Below are 15,591 nucleotides of genomic sequence, written 5' to 3'. Positions count from 1 at the left end.
TCTGATGGCGCCGGTCAAGGAAGAAGCCGCCAGAACGGTGGAACAGGCGACCTCCGTAGAACTACTGGCACCGCAACCACTTTCGGTGCGCGCGGCGCACATCAGTAACTTGGTGGCTCAACAGTTAGCGCTGTCCGGCGGCCGCAAGGCCGTCATAGAATCGCGGACCACCCATCCGAATCTGCTGATCGCACGGGCCCTCGCGTCATCGACGCAAATAGCGCATCGACAGACTGACGCCGGTGCTCAGACCATTCCCGGGATCCGAGCCGGGCGATTCATCGACGCAGGAAGCAGTCGACTCGGTCGAACCCTCGGGTTAATCGCGCTTGGGCCCTACCTGGCAATGGCGTCGAAATCGTCTTCGACCTCGAACCCACAGCAGCGGCATACTTCGTCGATTTGCAGCCTCGGCAATGGTCGGGACCCGAAGGCGTTTTTTGAAAGACCGGCCTACCGCTGGCCTCGCCATGGACGACGATGTCGCGGGACCGGGCGCGTGATCCGACGACCCCCTCCCAGGGAGTCGTCGGATCACCGACAGTGCAGTCGTCTTCGACGACAGCCCCGGCTTCTCGGTGCTGGGCCATCCCGGACACACATGGGTCCATGTCGTGCAGAACTTCACGTGTTGGGTCGAAGGTCGACCCAAATCGGGCGGCGCGACCCGTCGCCCAACCGAGGTCCTCGCATGGCACAGCGTTATCAGTGTTATGAAAGTTGGTGACGATACACATCATCCAACGCCGCTGACGCGAACCGGCACAGGTGGGTCGCGACCGATCCACCAAACGTGTGAGCGCGCGTGACCTTCCGGCGTATCGGTGAGCAGGTCCGCCAAAGCGGCAGAACATCGACCAACTCCTCCAAGGCTCGGACCGCTGCTACTAGGACGTGCTCGCGCGCATTTCGCGATGCACAACGGATGAGAAAGCACCCAGACGTGACACACTAGGACCGAGGGCACCGGCCGTTTGGACCGGAACTGTCCTGCAGGACCTACTGATGGCGACGGTCGAGAAGGAAACCCCGCGGTGGGCGAAGCGGTCGGCTTCGCGCTCTGAGGCTCGCCCCGAATCTGACCGCGGTGTGCCGCCGGCTCATGTGAGTAATCAGATGGTGCAGTGGTTGGCGACGCGGGGGAGCGAGAGAGGTGTCGGTGAGTCGCTGGTTGGTCAGCCTAACCTGCTGATCGCCCGGGCACTTGCACCGTCAGCGCCGCCCTTGCCGGCGTCGCTGCAAGCGCAGTTGAGGATTAGTCAGCCTGCGGACCCGTCGGAGCGGGAGGCTGATTGGGTCGCCGAGTCGGTCATGCGGATGTCCGATCCGGTGCCCGAGCATACGTGCACGTGTGGTGAATCCTCAACGGGCACAACTCAGAACGGCAGCTGCTGCGCCAGCACCGCGGCGCGCACGGTGTCGCGTTCGGCGACGACCGGCAACGAGTTGGGCGGCGCGCCGGGCATCGTTACCGACGTTCTCAACTCGCCGGGTCAGCCGCTGGACACCGCGACCAGAAGCTATATGGAGTCGCGGTTCGGCCAGGACTTCGGCGATGTTCGGGTGCACACCGACTCCACGGCCGCGCGTTCGGCGGCGGCTATCGACGCCCACGCCTACACCGTCGGCCGCGACATCGTCTTCGGCAAAGGGCGGTTTACACCGGGCTCGCATGACGGACGGCAGCTAATTGCCCATGAGCTAACGCATGTCTTGCAGCAGAAGGCCGATTCAAGTGCGAATCTAGGTCACCGAAACCATGAGGATCGTGGCCTATCCGCGCAACGCAGCCCGATTCAGCTCTCGCGATCCAACGGCAAGCCGCCGCGATTCCGCATCACCCCCAACGATATGGACGTGCTGCGTGGCAAGATGCTGCAGCTGTACGACACCATTTCGCCGAGTACGCGCGCGACACTTTACAGCTACCGCACGGTCGCGATCGCGCTCGTAACCGATCCTGACGGATTCCCAACGTTGGTGTACACGACCGCCCAAAATCGCACCGCGGGCGCGGCTGGCAACGCCCGCGGTCTTTCGGCCGCGGCGAGCAGCCTTGGCATCACGTCCTGGGATGCGCGAGGACGCACGGAGGGGCGCGGCAGCGTCGGGTCACCGCAGGACGCCGAACAGCTGCTGCTCTACGCCGCGGACCAGAACGATTTCAAGGTCCACGGCATGGTGGTGTCGCGGCGCTTCTGCGCCGATTGTCCGCACGAGATCGCCGCGCATGGCGGCGGCCGGATCAGCGTGCTCGAAGTACCCGATCCGAATCCGCCGCGGCCGACGTGGAAGCCGCACGGCGGCGCCGGCAGCGGCGGCGCGCCGCCCACGCCGTCGGCGACGTCCGTACCACTTATGCCGTCTCCGCGCCTCCGCTCGACGACGATTTCGTCGGCGGATCATGCGGAGATGGCTGAAGCGATCACACGCGCGCAAGGCCAAGTGCAGCGTGGCGTCGCATTCAACCAGCGGCTCCAGATCTATTTGCGCGGCTTGCACGCGCTGATGACGGCGACGAGCTACATCGAGGCGATCGCTACTGGGCTGACGGTCCTCGCGCACGGCACCGCGCTCCCGGAGGAGCAGCGCAAAGTCGACGACGCGTTCAAGCAGTCGCAAGCCGCACTCGACGAGACCGTGAGGCTCGGCAGCGGCGAGCTGCAGATCATCAATGTGCTGCGATCGGATCTAGATCACGCGACGCTCAAGAGTCTCGGTTGCGCGTACGGCTACCTCGCCGACACGTTCCGCGAGGCGGAAGAGCGCAACGCCGAGCTCGCGGGAAGCCTGAGATCGTCGGCGAGCGAGTACCGCTCTAAAGCGATCGAGCTCGGCATCGATGCGTTAGCGGCGACGGGCCGCTACGAGACGGCGACGAGTGCGACTGAGTTCCTGACCGCCGATTCGATGAGCAAGATCGCGAATGAGATGGACAACGCCGCGAACAACTACCGGGACGCGTCTCGGAATTTCAAGTATTACCGTCAGGTCACGGAACGCGCGTCGGAGGATGCGCTGCGGCGCTCGCTCGGCTTCGAGCCGCTCGGAGTCGACGTCCCGCTGAATCCGTAGCGCCTCGTCGGGTCGGCGGTGTGAAGCTGCCACTGCAGCCCCCATCACCACCAAGTAGCGGGGACCGCAAATAGGTGGACCCCGCTGTTTCATGGATAATGACTATTATCCACCAAACGTCCATAAACGGTTGCAGGACAAGCGCTGTCGTCACCCCTCGAACTGGTGGGAGCGTCACTGTGACGAATTGACTAGGCGCGGTACTCGCGCAGACGAAGACCATCGTCGTCGGGCGATCGGAGAATTGGAACCCATGTGCGATCGCTTGCCGTCGAAGAACCGCCGCGACCTAGCGGCAAGAAGTACCACAACGGCCTCGAAGTGTGCCTGCCCGTCGTTAACGGCTGACTGTCGACGATTTTCGCCGGCTGGCTAAAGCTTGTCGCGATCTCGACGATCCGGTGGTGATGGCGAAAGCCTGGGACAGACACGCATGACACCCGTGAAGGCGTGCGTGTGGCCGACTCGATGCACGAGACGGCGACGACGATGAAGCGTCCACGAAGGTTCGGCCAACTTCCGAAGCTCGCCGTGCCCGACGCCATCGATGATCCACTCCCTGACACGGAAATGGGTATATGGGAAGGCAATTCACCTTCCGAGGCTCCGATGGGCCGTCCAAACCCGCCAGGGGTCATTACGTCACTGTGATGTAATGACCCGTCGCAGACGTTTCCGAGACTCGGAAACCAAAGGCCATGGCGGCGTAATCGACGCGCCGAAGTCGTCATTGCGAGCAAGACTCGGCGCGGCGACGAGAAGACCGCTTTGGCGCAGATTCCGTGAGAAGAATGATCGGCCGGCGCAGAAAGAGTGAGAAAAGCGAAGATACGTTGAGAAGGGACAGCAGCCCTGAGGATTTTCGCGTCATCGCACTCCAGGCCTAGGTAGACCAAATGCCGATAAGCCACATTATGTCAAGTTAAAAAGCACTGCGTATTGCATCAGATGAATTAGCATCCGCCTCCTTGTCGACCGCCGCTCTCCCGCTGGTTTCGGTTGGCGCGCAGGGCTTTCCGTGGTCAGGCCGTAGTTTCATCGGCTCGTCATGTGCGGTTCGCCAGGACGCCACTCCCGTCGGTGATGGTGAAACATGTGAATGATGAGACTCCTGTGAATGTTGGTAACGGTGTATCTGACTGGCGGCTGAATCGCCGCGCGTTGCTGCGTGCGACCGTGGCCGCGGCGGCGGGTCTTGCCGCCGCGCCGGTGTTCTCGAAGCTGCCCGCGTATGCCGCGACGGCCAAGCCTTTTGTCACCGACTACAAATCGAACGTCACGGGCAACCAAACGGTCGATACCAACGCTGCCGTGCGCATTCTTTCCGGCATGCAGACCCTCTGGCGCACTGGCAGTGCCTGGAACACCGGCACGGTGCTCGATACTGCTGTGCTGCGCGCCAGCATGCGCTACGTCACCCAGGCTACGAAAACGCGTACGCAAGCCGAGGCTGACCGAGCGTTCATCCAGGACCGGCAGAACCAGAGCTATGCGGCCATCTCCGGGCTCGGCCAGCTCGCTGACTCGTACAAGCAGATCGCGAAGGCGGTCACCAGTATCACCTCCGCCCCCGCGACCACGCCCCCGACCACGATCGACGATACGATCCCGGCCGGTGCTCCCGCGGGCTCGGCGCTCGGGGCCGGTGCGGCCGACTCGCCGCTGGGCCAGGTCGTAACGCTGGTCAACACCCTCCGCGGCCCGTTCGCGTCGGGCAACCCCAGCAAGCTCACATACCAATACCCGCGCCCGTGGCGGATGACCGCCGACAGCAGAGTGGTCGACACCGGCAAGCTCGACGCGTTCGGCTACCCTGTCTATGACTCGGACGTCGAGGTGGTTCCCGCGCTGCTGCGCCAGCGCAGCATGGACCCCCCCGACGACGGGGGTTTCCCCAGCGGGCACACGAACGCTTTCCACTTGTCCGCGTTGGCTTTTGCGTACGCGGTCCCGGAGCGCTTTCAGCAGTTGGTGACCGCCGCGTTCGATCTCAGCGAGACGCGCATCGTCGCCGGCATGCACTCGCCGGTCGATGTCGTGGGCGGCCGGATCCTCGCAACCGCGCTGGCCGCCGCGACCCTCGCCGACCCGGCCAATGCCACCCTCAAGGCAGCCGCCCGTAAGCAGGCGATCGACGTCCTGCTGAAGGCCCCGAAGTCGGGGACCGACCCGTACGCCGACCGGGAAGCGAACCGGCGCCTCGTCCAGCCGAAGCTCACCTACGGGCTCCCGCGCACCGACCGCGCGAACACCCCGATGGTCGTCCCGCAGGGCGCCGAGGTGCTGCTGGAGACGCTGTTCCCAGACCTGACCGCAGAACAGCGCCGGGAGGTGCTGCGCACGACCGCCGTCGCCGCCGGCTACCCGCTGCTGGACGGCCCCGAGATGTGGGGCCGCCTCGACCTGTTCACCGCGGCCGACGGCTACGGCGCCTTCGACAGCAACACCACCGTAAAGATCAACGGCACCGCCGTCTGGCGCAACGACATCAGCGGCGACGGCGGGCTCGTCAAGCGCGGCACCGGGTCTCTGACACTGACCGGCGCCACCACGTACCGCGGCGGCACGATCCTGCAGGAAGGCACCCTAGTCGCAGGGTCCCTCGGCACCGGCGACGTCACCGTGACCGGGGGCACCCTGCAGACCACGGGGGGCCTGCACGTCGGCGGCGACTACAAGCAGAGCGGCGGCACGCTGATCGGGGCTCTCGACGTGGACGGCCGCGCCGAGCTGGGCGGCACGTTGGCCCTGACGCACACCTCGCCGGCGACCGTCCTAACCGCCCGGGAGATCACCGGCCGCTTCGACCGCGTGACAGCTCCGGCCGGTTTCCGCGCAGACGTCACCTACGACCGCAACAAGGTCACCGCCCGCCTCGCTGTCGGTCCGCGCGTCCGCGCGCAACCACCGACGAGTGTCAGCTACTTAGCGTAGCTATAGAAATTATTCGCTGCCAACATGCTTGAGGCGATAGCCGTTCGGCCCGGTGGTGCCGCAGCAATTACCGGCGCTGCCGGGGCCTTGGGCGGCTACGCCGTTCAACTTGCCAAGCATTACGGGCTGTACGTCGTGGCTGATGCTGCATCGGCCGACGAAGAGCTCGTCAAAGAGCTGGGGGCCGACCTGATCGTCGCGCGTGGGGATCAAGTGGCCGCGCGCATTCGCGACGCACTACCAACTGGCGTCGACGGTGTCATCGACGCGGCGTTATACAACGCGATCGCTGCGGCCGGACGCGATGGCGGATCAATCACTCGGGACGCCAGCACGTAGGGGCTAACAGCAGATCCATTGTCTGGCACAGAGTTTCGATGATGGACCACCTCACCAAAACCGATGTTCTCCAAACTCGACGCGACCTAGCCGATTCGCAGACATTAACGCCGCGCGTAGCCGAAATCCTGCCCGCCGCGCAGGGCGTCGACGCCCCGCCAGCGCTGAGGAATACGGCGGAATCGAATATGCAGGGTTACCAGTAGTGCTTGGGAGGCCAGTGGGGTCGATTCGCAGACGGTCCGACACTCCCGGTTTGTTGGGTGCCAGATCAATTGAGACTTTGCCACTATGTGCGGGAGTGGAAGTCAATGATATGAGACTTCCTTACCCGTACCGCACTTCAATCGACTGCTGTGGATCGTGCCACCGCTCTTTCCATTATTTTTCGTTGGCGCGCAGCGCTTTCCACCCGCTGGCCCTGTTCCACTCGATGACCATCGACGGTCTCAGTGATCTCGACCTGTCCACTAACCCGCCACTGGGATCACCCTAAGGCGCAACACAAATCGCCACGCAGACTTGGAGCCGCCAACACCATCTCACCAACGCAGCGCAACAACGGCGCTAGATTCGCCGCCCCCTGAACCTACGAGCGCCGACACGCGTTGATACGGGTTGGCGGAAGACGCACCGCTTCCTGGGAACCGAACCGAGCAAGGAGTCAACGATGCAGGTAGGACTTAAACTTTTCGCCGAGCTGTACTCTCCGCTCGAGCTGGTGCGACAGGCGGTGGTCGCGGAACAGGCGGGATTCGACTTCGTCGAGATGAGCGACCACTTTCACCCGTGGCTGGATCAGTCGGACGACTTGCCGCTGGCCGGGCATTCCGGCTTCGCGTGGTCGGTGCTGGCGATGGTTGCCGCTCGTACCAGCTCGATTCGGTTTGGCACCGGCGTCACCTGCCCGACCGTGCGCTATCACCCGGCGATCATCGCCCAGGCGGCCGCCACCATGAGCATTCTGTCCGAGGGCCGGTTCTTCCTCGGTATCGGCTCCGGTGAGCGACTCAACGAACACATCGTCGGCCGCGGCTGGCACAGCGTGGCGGTACGCCAGGAAATGCTTCGTGAGGCTCTGCACATCATCACGATGTTGTGGAGCGGCGGGTTCCACTCCTTCCACGGCAAGTACCTGCAACTGGAGGACGCCAGGGTCTATGACCTGCCCGACGAACTTCCGGAGATACTCGTCGCGGCGGGCGGCCCCAATGCCGCCCGGATCGCCGCGGACTACGGCGGCATGTTCACCAGCTCCACGACGCCAGATCCGGCGTTGGTAAAAGTTCACCGTGAACAAGGTGGGTCAGGAACCATTTTCGGCGAGATGTTCATCGCCTACGACCCGGACTCGAAGGAAGCCGGACTGCGGGCGGGAGCTCGCTCCGCGCGCTGGGCGGCACTCGGGGTGCAGGCTCTTCCCGAACTCCCGCGCGCCTCCGCCTTCGAATCCGCCACGCAGTTCATCCAGACCAGCGACCTGGCGAACGCGGTTGTGGCCGGTCCGCAGGCCTCCGACTATGTGGCTCAGGCCGAGAAGTTCGCCGCTGCCGGCATCGACGGACTCGCGTTCGTCAACTGCTCACCCGATATCGACAAGTTCATCGACTTCGCCGCCGAGCATCTGATTGAGACGATCCACGCTATGAAAACGGCGTGAGTCCAGATGAGTGATGGCGGGTGCGACTGTTTCACATGTCGTCTATCTCGGTCCTGGTCCATTTCTCCTCGGGCCTGCTCGATTTGGTCATAGGCGTACGCGACCATGGCAGCAGTGGTCATCGCCTCGCCAGTGCGGGCGAACGATTCGTAGGGCTGATTGCCGAGCGCCTCGCGGAGGTGCATGATGGTGACGCCCGGGCCAGGCCTGGTACGCCCAGGCGCTGGAACCACTTGCAGCGCAATCACACTGGCCTGAACCTCACAGCAATTAAGCCACCGCTCGGAAGTTTCAGCGATTCGTTGTGAGGTGAGCGCGCTTCTTAAGTTGCCTCCATCCGTACCTGCAATCCGGCGGACACTCCATCTCGGGCCACCGGTACCCCGCTGAGCGCCGCGCATGGGCGGCACCACATGATCAGTTCATAGCCGCCCTGCTGCGACAGTTCATCCTGGACTCGATCATCGGTCGCCTCACACGTTGCTGCCCAAGTTCTCTTCGGGACCCCTGACGACTGGTTCCTCGGCCTGGCTGACCATAACGCGCCGCCGATCGCCGTGGGGGATCTCTACGCCGACAAGACGATGCAGTTCTGCGCGACCGGCGATCCGATCTGCTACCCCGATGGGCTGGACCGCTCCGCGCACAGCTCCTACAAGGCTGCGGGTTTTCACCCCGTGGAAACGGCCAAGCCTGATGCTGCACGATTGCGCTGGTGTGTCACCCGCGGTGAGGCAGGGCAGGTAACGGGTAGTCCGCTACGCGTGCCGCCGCAGCGGTCATCGCGTACCACTGCCGCCGCGCGCCTGTGTCGTATGTCTCTTCGGAGCAACTTTCTGAACCAGTCGGCGGCAATCACACGTCTCCCAGATAGAAGGGTTCGAACGAGATCTCGAAGGTGATCGAGGTGTTTAATGGTTTTTCTGCTGGCGGAAGCCGTGCCCGCCGCAATGGCCAATCCGACACCGCCGATGTGGCGTGTGTTCTCCAAGGCCGGCTACTTCGTCGGGTGGATTGCAGTGATCGGGGGCTGTTCCCTACACCTGTTGGTGTTGCGGCCGGTGCTCGATCGACATGCCGCGGACGCGACTGACCGGGCGGTCCTGGAGCGGCGACACGCGTTGCTGCTGTCCTTCACCGGCGCGTTCTTCATCGCGGCACTTTACTTTCAGCTTGCCGGTGTGATCACCCGAAGTTCATCGGCAAATCAACACGCCCCGTACAGCGATTCACTGAAGCCTGCCGCGATCTGGCGCTATGTCACTGCCACCAACATCTCGTCCCAATGGATCTCGCCCGGTGCACTTGCGGGGATCCAATACGGGCTGTGGGCCCTCGCCGCGGTCATTCTTATGCTGTTGTGGGCCCCACGCATCCGTGCGCAACTGACTCGGGTGACAGCCTTGGTTTTGGTGATCGCCTTAGCGTCCCAACAACTGAGCTTCCTGCCGAGTACGTCATCGTCACTCGGTGATGCGGTCGGCATGCTCGCCAACCACGTACACGTCGTCGCCGTCAGCGTGTGGATCGGCGGCATCGCATGCCTCGCAGTGTTGGCGCGAACACGCGATCACCTCAGTGTCAGCGCCGGCGTGCCATGGGCTCAGTTGTGGAGCCGCTTCGGCACTGTGGCGCTGCTCGCTGTGGGCTGCATCGTGATCAGCGGCCTATACATGGCGTGGGAGCTCGTCGGCACTCCGGTCGAGTTGCTGACGACGAAGTTCGGCAACATACTGCTGCTGAAGGTGGCGCTTGTCGGCGCTGCGGTACTGGTTGGCGCGTGCCATGAGTTCGTCGTCCTGCCACGAATGGCGCATGCACGCGCCGCGGGTGATCGCGTGTCACTGTTCGCGCTGGCGCTGAGAACGGCTCCCCTGCTGGCTGCCGCAGAGACGGTACTCGGGGCAGGAGCGCTTCTAGCGATGACCTTTCTCAACGGTTCGGCTCGCGCGCAGGCCGGTGATCGCGAGGCGATGCTGAGCCACAACGTCATTGGATTAGGCGTGCTGTTAATCGCAGTGTTGGCAGGGTCGTTCGCCATGACCGCCAAGCTCTCTGAGCGCCTGGCTGCCTCACCGACTCAGCCCACCTCAGCCTCGCGGACCACCGTCTTCGTAAGCGATGCTCCGCGCAGTGACCTCGACTAATCGTTGTTCACCTGCTCCAACCGATCTGACACCGATTGGCCGCTTACCGGCATATGTCCTGCTCCGCCTGTCCGACAGAGCATCTCCGCGTTTCGGCGTCGAATGCAGGTGAATGGCGTCCCCGCCGTACCGAGGGCAATAGCGCGCAGGCTATCCCGCCACACTGATCGCCAACGTCAAGTACACGGTCAACCCGGCGCTACTGCGCGAGTAGCTTCTTGCGCGGCGGCCACGCGGATATCAACCTGACAGCAAAGGCCGCCGCGACCGCGCCTTACCGCGACTCCCCCCGCCAACGCTTTCGCCCGCTGCCGCTGACATCACATCGCGTCAGCGCGTGGCCCGGCGGCCTGGCCGTACAACGCCGCGGCCGCGGCCATCGCGGCCCGGACAGTGTTGTAGTAGTGGGTGCCGACGCCGCCGCTACGGTATTTGCGCAATTGCGGGTTCTGCGCAAGTGTGGCCGCGAGCACACTGTCGCTGATGCCGTACTTCCTGAACGCATCGCTGAATCGGACGATGAACCGCGCAATCGCCTTGTCGGGGTCTTGGCGCTCTTCGACCGTGCCGAAACTGGCTTTCTCCTGGAACAGGCCGATGACCTCGTCAGCCCTGGTACCCCGGCTCCCGTAGGCCTGCACACCGCCGGACACAGCCGGGCGGAAATCGGACTCGATCTTTGCAGTGGCGATGATCGTCTTGATCTGATCTTCACTCAGCCCGGCCGCCTGCCCCTGGCTCACGATGGCCCTGACGATCGCCAGCGCGTCGGAGTCCTTGGTCACCGCCGCCACCGGTGCGGGCGCGGCTGCTGGTGCAGGGGCGGGTGCGACCGCGCGGACGACTGCGACTTCGCGCGCCGGCTGTTGCTCAATCGCGACCGATGTCGCGCGGTTCGTCGGAGTAAACAGCAGCGCCGCTCCACCGATGCCCGTCACCACGAAAACGCCCGCGAGAATCGTCTTCGCGGGTTTCTGTGCTCCGGATGTGGCGGGCATTCGGTGTTTGGCCATGGTTGTGCTCTCTTCTCGGGGGTCTGAACTTGTGGATCCGTGTGCCGGACCTCGGACTCCCCCTCGAACCCCGCAGCTCGGGAGCCGAGCAGCGGAGTCTGACCGCGCACTGGTCGCGATCCGGTGACTTGTCACCGAAATCATCGGTGCGCGCCAGCATTTGCTGAGCGCGTTACAGCCGCAGTGACGCACAAGCTGGCTCGCCACGGACACACCACACCCGTCGCTATGGATGCCCTTGGTTTGCCATTTTGTGATCGGCGTCACTCAAAGTGGTGCTACTGCACTGTCGCCGTTGTCCGTGAACTGTATTAGAACGATCGCGATCTGGCAAAATCACCCAGGAACTTCACAACTTGAGCAACGCAGTCTGCACACTATCCGCGACCGGCTGAATTTTTTGCTGGGAGGTTCAGCAGAGATGCCTGTGCGGGTACTGCTGACGCCGAGGCGCCTACGGGTCACCTCATGCGACCGCCAAGCCGTCAAAGGGGCTTAGCGTATTCGACGTTGCAGGGTACCAATAGTCGTTTTGAAACCTGATGTCGCCCAGGCAGTTTCAACGTAGTTTCTCTCGAGCCCAGTTAGCATCAGATCTACGGTGTGCCCGGCGGCGGCGCGCAGGTGGATCTCAGGGGTGCGGTGGCGTGTTCGCTCATGATCTGGCCGCGCTTGAGGCACAGGGCTATTCGGGCGATCTGAGTCCGGGTGTCTCGGTGCACAGCTGCATCGTGGCATACCGACGGCAACCACTGCGCCTTCTGCCCCTCAGTGCCCTACTCCAGGATGTGCATCCCACTTGTAGTTGTGGGCGACCACTTCGCCCTCGAAGAACTCTGCGGCAACATCGAAAACCGCCCCCGGCTGCATGACCTGCGTCGTCCCGCATTCTCGCGGCCCGTGCAGTCGTCACTCAGGTCCGTAGTCGAATATGCAGGAATCGAGTATGCAGGGTTGCCAGTAAGCATTGGGAGGCCAGTGCGGTCGATTCGCGGACGGCCGCACATTCCCCCGCCTATCAGTCCCGTTTCTTTGAGCCACGCTCCTTCGTTCGGGATTCGTACAGATGGTCGAGACTGGCGGCGTAGCTTCCCGGCGGTGCCAACGCAAGAAGCAGCGCAGCTGCAGCAGCGCTGAAAACCGACGCACTCAGCGGCGTCTCGAAGCCGGCAAAGAAGAACATCGATAGGGCGAACACAACAAGTGTCGCGGCGCTGCCGAGCGCAGCCCAACGGAGCTTTACTCCCAAAAGCAAAGCACTGCTGAGCAGGATTTCGACGGCGGTGGCACCGCATGCGACGGCAGTAACTAATCTGGCGGGTAGGTATGGAGCAAGAGTGTGCACATACTGCGTGAATGTCTCGAAGTCTCCCCAAAAAACCTGGTTGGTCCCGGGCTGCCCCCATAACCCGAATCGGTCGGCCAGGGCCGACAGGAACGCCGCCGCGAGTGCCGCTCTCGCAAAAATCGTTGCTGCTGACCAGATTCTGGTGTCTTTTGACATCCATGTCAGATCTCTGCGCGTTACATCCGCCATGGTCTTTCCTCTTCGTTGTTTTGGCAGCGCGGCCCAGGTTGGACGGTACGCCTAGAGGTCCGAAAGCTTCCTGCGTCCTGGACTCATTTCTCAGGCTCGGCGTGTAATAGGTTTCACGAGTAAGCGATCCGCTTACTCTGATTTACGCGTGCAGACACCGCTGAGTTCGAGGTGTAATCACGAACAACAGCGCGCCCAGCGCGCCGCCAACCGCACCGAGGGGCGGCCACACCGCGCTCACGGCGATCAGCACGGCCGCGATTATCTCGATCACCCCGATGACGTCGGACTGAGCGCGAATTGACAGGAAGCTGTTGAGCCAGCTCATGAAGAGGCTATGGGAGGTGAACTCGCTTATCTGCATGGCCTCCGAGGCGGTGAATTTCATCAATCCGATCCAGGTGATGACAACGACCAGGCCGTAACGCACGATCGCGGTAGCGACAGCTGCGATGTGGTCCGCAGACTGCACAATGCCTCTCACGCTGTTGTTCAAGGATTTTCCATTCTTCACTTCAAATGCGTCTTGGGGACTAAGCCACGTCGAGGCGCGTGCCCCGGCCATCTCAGGCCGATCCGCCCACTGCCATCCGGCATTACCTCTAGCGTGAACCCCGGCAGCCGTGCGCACAATGAGTGATTTCGTGAGTCAGTCTTTGTCAAATCGAAGGCTGATGTTCGTGTGTATCGGTCTGATGTCCGCGGCGTGAATCCATGCGTATTTCCCTGCAGAACAGCCTTTTTCGTGGCATGCCGCCGCACTGCACGCGGCGGAGATTGCGACGTGTCACGTCGCTTCTCCTGCAAAACGGAACTATCCTCCTCGGCACGATATGTCGACGTATATGGTGTCGAACTTCGTTGGGTCGATCCGGTTTCCATTGGCATCGATGTTGGAATTGTTCAATCCCTCGACCTGAATGACTGTGCAGTCCGACAGTGGAAAGACCTCGGCTCCATTGATCTGGACGTTATAGCCTGCGGTAGCCGCAGTGGCCACCGCCGAGGAACCCCGTACCGTGACCGCCAAAGCACACGCAGCACCAGCCGCCGTCGTTAACCGTCGCATTATCAACACCTTTCATTCGGCGAGCGCATCTACCGCGGTCGTCACCCCGCATAGAAGCCTCCCCGACTCAGCTCTTCCGTCTTCATCGCCGCGGCGGTCTTGACGTCCGCCTCGTCAAATCTAGAGGGGCCGAAGCGTGTCCAGGGCCCTTGCGACATCTTGGTCATTTCGCTTCACATGCCGGGGTAGCCGTCGGGCAGCATCTCCCGCTCGAGCGACTCGCGGCCCGTGGCGTCGAAACGTGCGAACAGTTCCTGCACTTCATCTTTGAGCAACACGAGCTGTGATAGGCCGATGAGCTCGCCGGTAATCCGGATCGGCGAAACGATCACCAGAATGGTGGTCTTGCCGTACGGCCGTGCGACGTAACACACCGGCTTGATGCGGCCGTCAACGAACAGTTTGAGCATGGCGTCGAACCGCGGATTAGTGACCTTGCGGCGATGCCGTTCGTGCACCGAGTGACCGAGGTAGCTGGGGTCGCGGTCCAAATGCTCGGATGCCCACTTGTTGTAGTACATCACCGTGCCGTGCCGGTCGACGATGGTGACTCCGAGGCCGGCCTGTTCGAGGAGCCGATCCGCCCACTCGCTCAGCGCAAAGCCTGCGACGATCCTGTGATCAGAGACCTCGGTCATTTCAGCGTGCGATGTCATTCAGTACCTTCCCGGTAGCTGTCGTGCACGGCGGCCGGTATCCGGCCCAACCCAAGCGTGGCTGTGCGCCGCCGTGCGCACAATGCGTGATATTGCGAGTCAGCGTTCGGTTGAGGCGAAGGCTGATTGTTCTCGTATCGGTTTGAGTACCGTGGCGTCACGGCCTACGACCTCACCGACTTGGAGTTGTTCTTGCAGGTAGTCGACCGCGGCAGCATCACGCAAGGCGCCGAGAGCGCGCATCTGTCGTTGGCATCGGCCAGCGCAAGGATCTCGGCCATGGAGAAGGCTCTCGGGGCCAAGTTGCTGGACCGCCATCGGCGCGGCGTGGTGCCGTCGCCGACCGGTTGGTTGTTGGTCGCCCACGCCCGAGCGATCGTCGGTCAGCTGGCGCGCATGCGCACCGAGCTGGCCCGCTGCTCCGACGGCCTGCAATCCACGTTGGTGGTTCTGGCGAACACATCGGCTATCCAGACACTGGTGCCGACCGGGTTGGCCGACTTTTTGGCCACCCACACCGACATCGACGTCGAGTTGCAGGAGCGCCCGAGCCACGAGATCGTTACGGCCGTCACTGACGGGGCCGCCGAGCTCGGAATCATCTCCGACACCGTGGACTCGGCTCAGCTGGAGTGCACGACGCTGCGCCCAGACCACCTGGTCGTCATCGTGCCCGCCGACCATCCACTTGCCGACCGTGGCCAAGTCGCGTTCAGTGCCTGTCTGGATTACCAGTTCCTGGGATTCACCCAGGGAAATCCGTTGCAGGAACACCTGAGTGGACAGACCCAGCCCCTCGGGCTTCGTCCCCGCTACCGAGCGTATCTACCCACCACCGAGGCGATCTGCGCCGCGGTCGCAGCGGGTGTCGGAATAGCGGTCATCCCGGCCTTAGCCGCCGCCCGGTGTTCGCATCAGAACGTGCGCACCGTCGACCTGACAAACGCATGGGCGCACCGCAATCTTCTGCTTTGCTGCCGCGACGAATCTCAGTTATCGGTTCCCGCAGCTAAATTCAGCGCACATTTGGCGTCAGTCGCCTGAGTGGCCACCCGGGTGCTACCGGCAGCGCTGGCGCGCATCGAAGCCGCATCTGCAGCTAAGGATGGGGGCATGAGCCGCACAGGTCGGTGAAACGATCCGCGGTCAGTATGGACTATA

The 15,591-nt window shown here is 63.0% G+C and carries 10 protein-coding genes and 1 pseudogene; 7 read left to right on the top strand and 4 right to left on the bottom strand.

The genetic code is table 11. The features are described from left to right. The first annotated feature begins 1,317 nt into the window (after nucleotides 1-1,317). The 6 genes and pseudogenes from A5724_RS16290 to A5724_RS16270 all read left to right on the top strand — a co-directional run bounded on the left by A5724_RS16290 (nucleotide 1,318) and on the right by A5724_RS16270 (nucleotide 10,155). Nucleotides 1,318-3,075 (top strand): DUF4157 domain-containing protein, encoded by a 1,758-nt coding sequence (locus A5724_RS16290; RefSeq protein ID WP_197518681.1) that lies wholly within the window; start codon nucleotides 1,318-1,320, stop codon nucleotides 3,073-3,075. A gap of 1,176 nt (nucleotides 3,076-4,251) precedes the next feature. Beyond that, nucleotides 4,252-6,009, top strand: coding sequence for a phosphatase PAP2 family protein (locus A5724_RS16285; RefSeq protein WP_197518680.1), 1,758 nt, complete (start codon nucleotides 4,252-4,254; stop codon nucleotides 6,007-6,009). Between the two features lie 24 nt (nucleotides 6,010-6,033). Next, nucleotides 6,034-6,348, top strand: coding sequence for a zinc-binding dehydrogenase (locus A5724_RS16280; protein WP_067803700.1), 315 nt, complete (start codon nucleotides 6,034-6,036; stop codon nucleotides 6,346-6,348). Nucleotides 6,349-7,018: 670 nt separating this feature from the next. Then, nucleotides 7,019-8,008 (top strand): TIGR03557 family F420-dependent LLM class oxidoreductase, encoded by a 990-nt coding sequence (locus tag A5724_RS16275; RefSeq protein WP_067803697.1) that lies wholly within the window; start codon nucleotides 7,019-7,021, stop codon nucleotides 8,006-8,008. A gap of 461 nt (nucleotides 8,009-8,469) precedes the next feature. Next, nucleotides 8,470-8,676, top strand: a pseudogene (locus A5724_RS33145) (cutinase family protein); the annotation flags it as partial. A 246-nt stretch (nucleotides 8,677-8,922) separates the two neighbouring features. Further along, entirely contained in the window at nucleotides 8,923-10,155 is a 1,233-nt protein-coding gene (locus tag A5724_RS16270) for a copper resistance D family protein (protein ID WP_067803694.1), read from the top strand. A 320-nt stretch (nucleotides 10,156-10,475) separates the two neighbouring features. Here A5724_RS16270 and A5724_RS16265 read toward each other — a convergent pair whose 3' ends face one another. The 4 genes from A5724_RS16265 to A5724_RS16245 form a co-directional block, all read right to left on the bottom strand. After that, the gene (locus tag A5724_RS16265; protein ID WP_067803691.1) at nucleotides 10,476-11,168 is read right to left on the bottom strand and encodes a hypothetical protein; all 693 of its coding nucleotides are present in this window, start codon (nucleotides 11,166-11,168) and stop codon (nucleotides 10,476-10,478) included. 1,018 nt (nucleotides 11,169-12,186) lie between these two features. After that, nucleotides 12,187-12,705: a DoxX family protein gene (locus tag A5724_RS16260; RefSeq protein ID WP_197518679.1), complete on the bottom strand. Its 519-nt coding sequence runs from the start codon at nucleotides 12,703-12,705 to the stop codon at nucleotides 12,187-12,189. A 142-nt stretch (nucleotides 12,706-12,847) separates the two neighbouring features. Next, the gene (locus A5724_RS16255) at nucleotides 12,848-13,270 is read right to left on the bottom strand and encodes a DUF417 family protein (protein ID WP_082965059.1); all 423 of its coding nucleotides are present in this window, start codon (nucleotides 13,268-13,270) and stop codon (nucleotides 12,848-12,850) included. 677 nt (nucleotides 13,271-13,947) lie between these two features. Then, entirely contained in the window at nucleotides 13,948-14,412 is a 465-nt protein-coding gene (locus A5724_RS16245; protein ID WP_232004860.1) for a PAS domain-containing protein, read from the bottom strand. A 144-nt stretch (nucleotides 14,413-14,556) separates the two neighbouring features. Between A5724_RS16245 and A5724_RS16240 the strand changes: the two genes are divergently transcribed. Beyond that, nucleotides 14,557-15,474: a LysR family transcriptional regulator gene (locus tag A5724_RS16240; protein WP_067803674.1), complete on the top strand. Its 918-nt coding sequence runs from the start codon at nucleotides 14,557-14,559 to the stop codon at nucleotides 15,472-15,474. The last annotated feature ends 117 nt before the right edge of the window (nucleotides 15,475-15,591 follow it).

This window comes from Mycobacterium sp. ACS1612 (genome assembly GCF_001667505.1).
In the GTDB taxonomy this organism is placed as follows: Bacteria; Actinomycetota; Actinomycetes; order Mycobacteriales; family Mycobacteriaceae; genus Mycobacterium.
The sequence above is the reverse complement of the archived record's forward strand: the minus strand, read 5'-3'. Positions and strand labels throughout refer to the sequence as shown.

Excerpts from the sequence above, each read along its gene's own strand:
- A5724_RS16290 (WP_197518681.1), top strand. The coding sequence starts at position 1,318 with ATGTCCGATCCGGTGCCCGAGCATACGTGCACGTGTGGTGAATCCTCA.
- A5724_RS16280 (WP_067803700.1), top strand. The coding sequence starts at position 6,034 with ATGCTTGAGGCGATAGCCGTTCGGCCCGGTGGTGCCGCAGCAATTACC.
- A5724_RS16275 (WP_067803697.1), top strand. The coding sequence starts at position 7,019 with ATGCAGGTAGGACTTAAACTTTTCGCCGAGCTGTACTCTCCGCTCGAG.
- A5724_RS16270 (WP_067803694.1), top strand. The coding sequence starts at position 8,923 with ATGGTTTTTCTGCTGGCGGAAGCCGTGCCCGCCGCAATGGCCAATCCG.
- A5724_RS16265 (WP_067803691.1), bottom strand. The coding sequence starts at position 11,168 with ATGGCCAAACACCGAATGCCCGCCACATCCGGAGCACAGAAACCCGCG.
- A5724_RS16260 (WP_197518679.1), bottom strand. The coding sequence starts at position 12,705 with ATGGCGGATGTAACGCGCAGAGATCTGACATGGATGTCAAAAGACACC.
- A5724_RS16255 (WP_082965059.1), bottom strand. The coding sequence starts at position 13,270 with ATGGCCGGGGCACGCGCCTCGACGTGGCTTAGTCCCCAAGACGCATTT.
- A5724_RS16245 (WP_232004860.1), bottom strand. The coding sequence starts at position 14,412 with ATGACCGAGGTCTCTGATCACAGGATCGTCGCAGGCTTTGCGCTGAGC.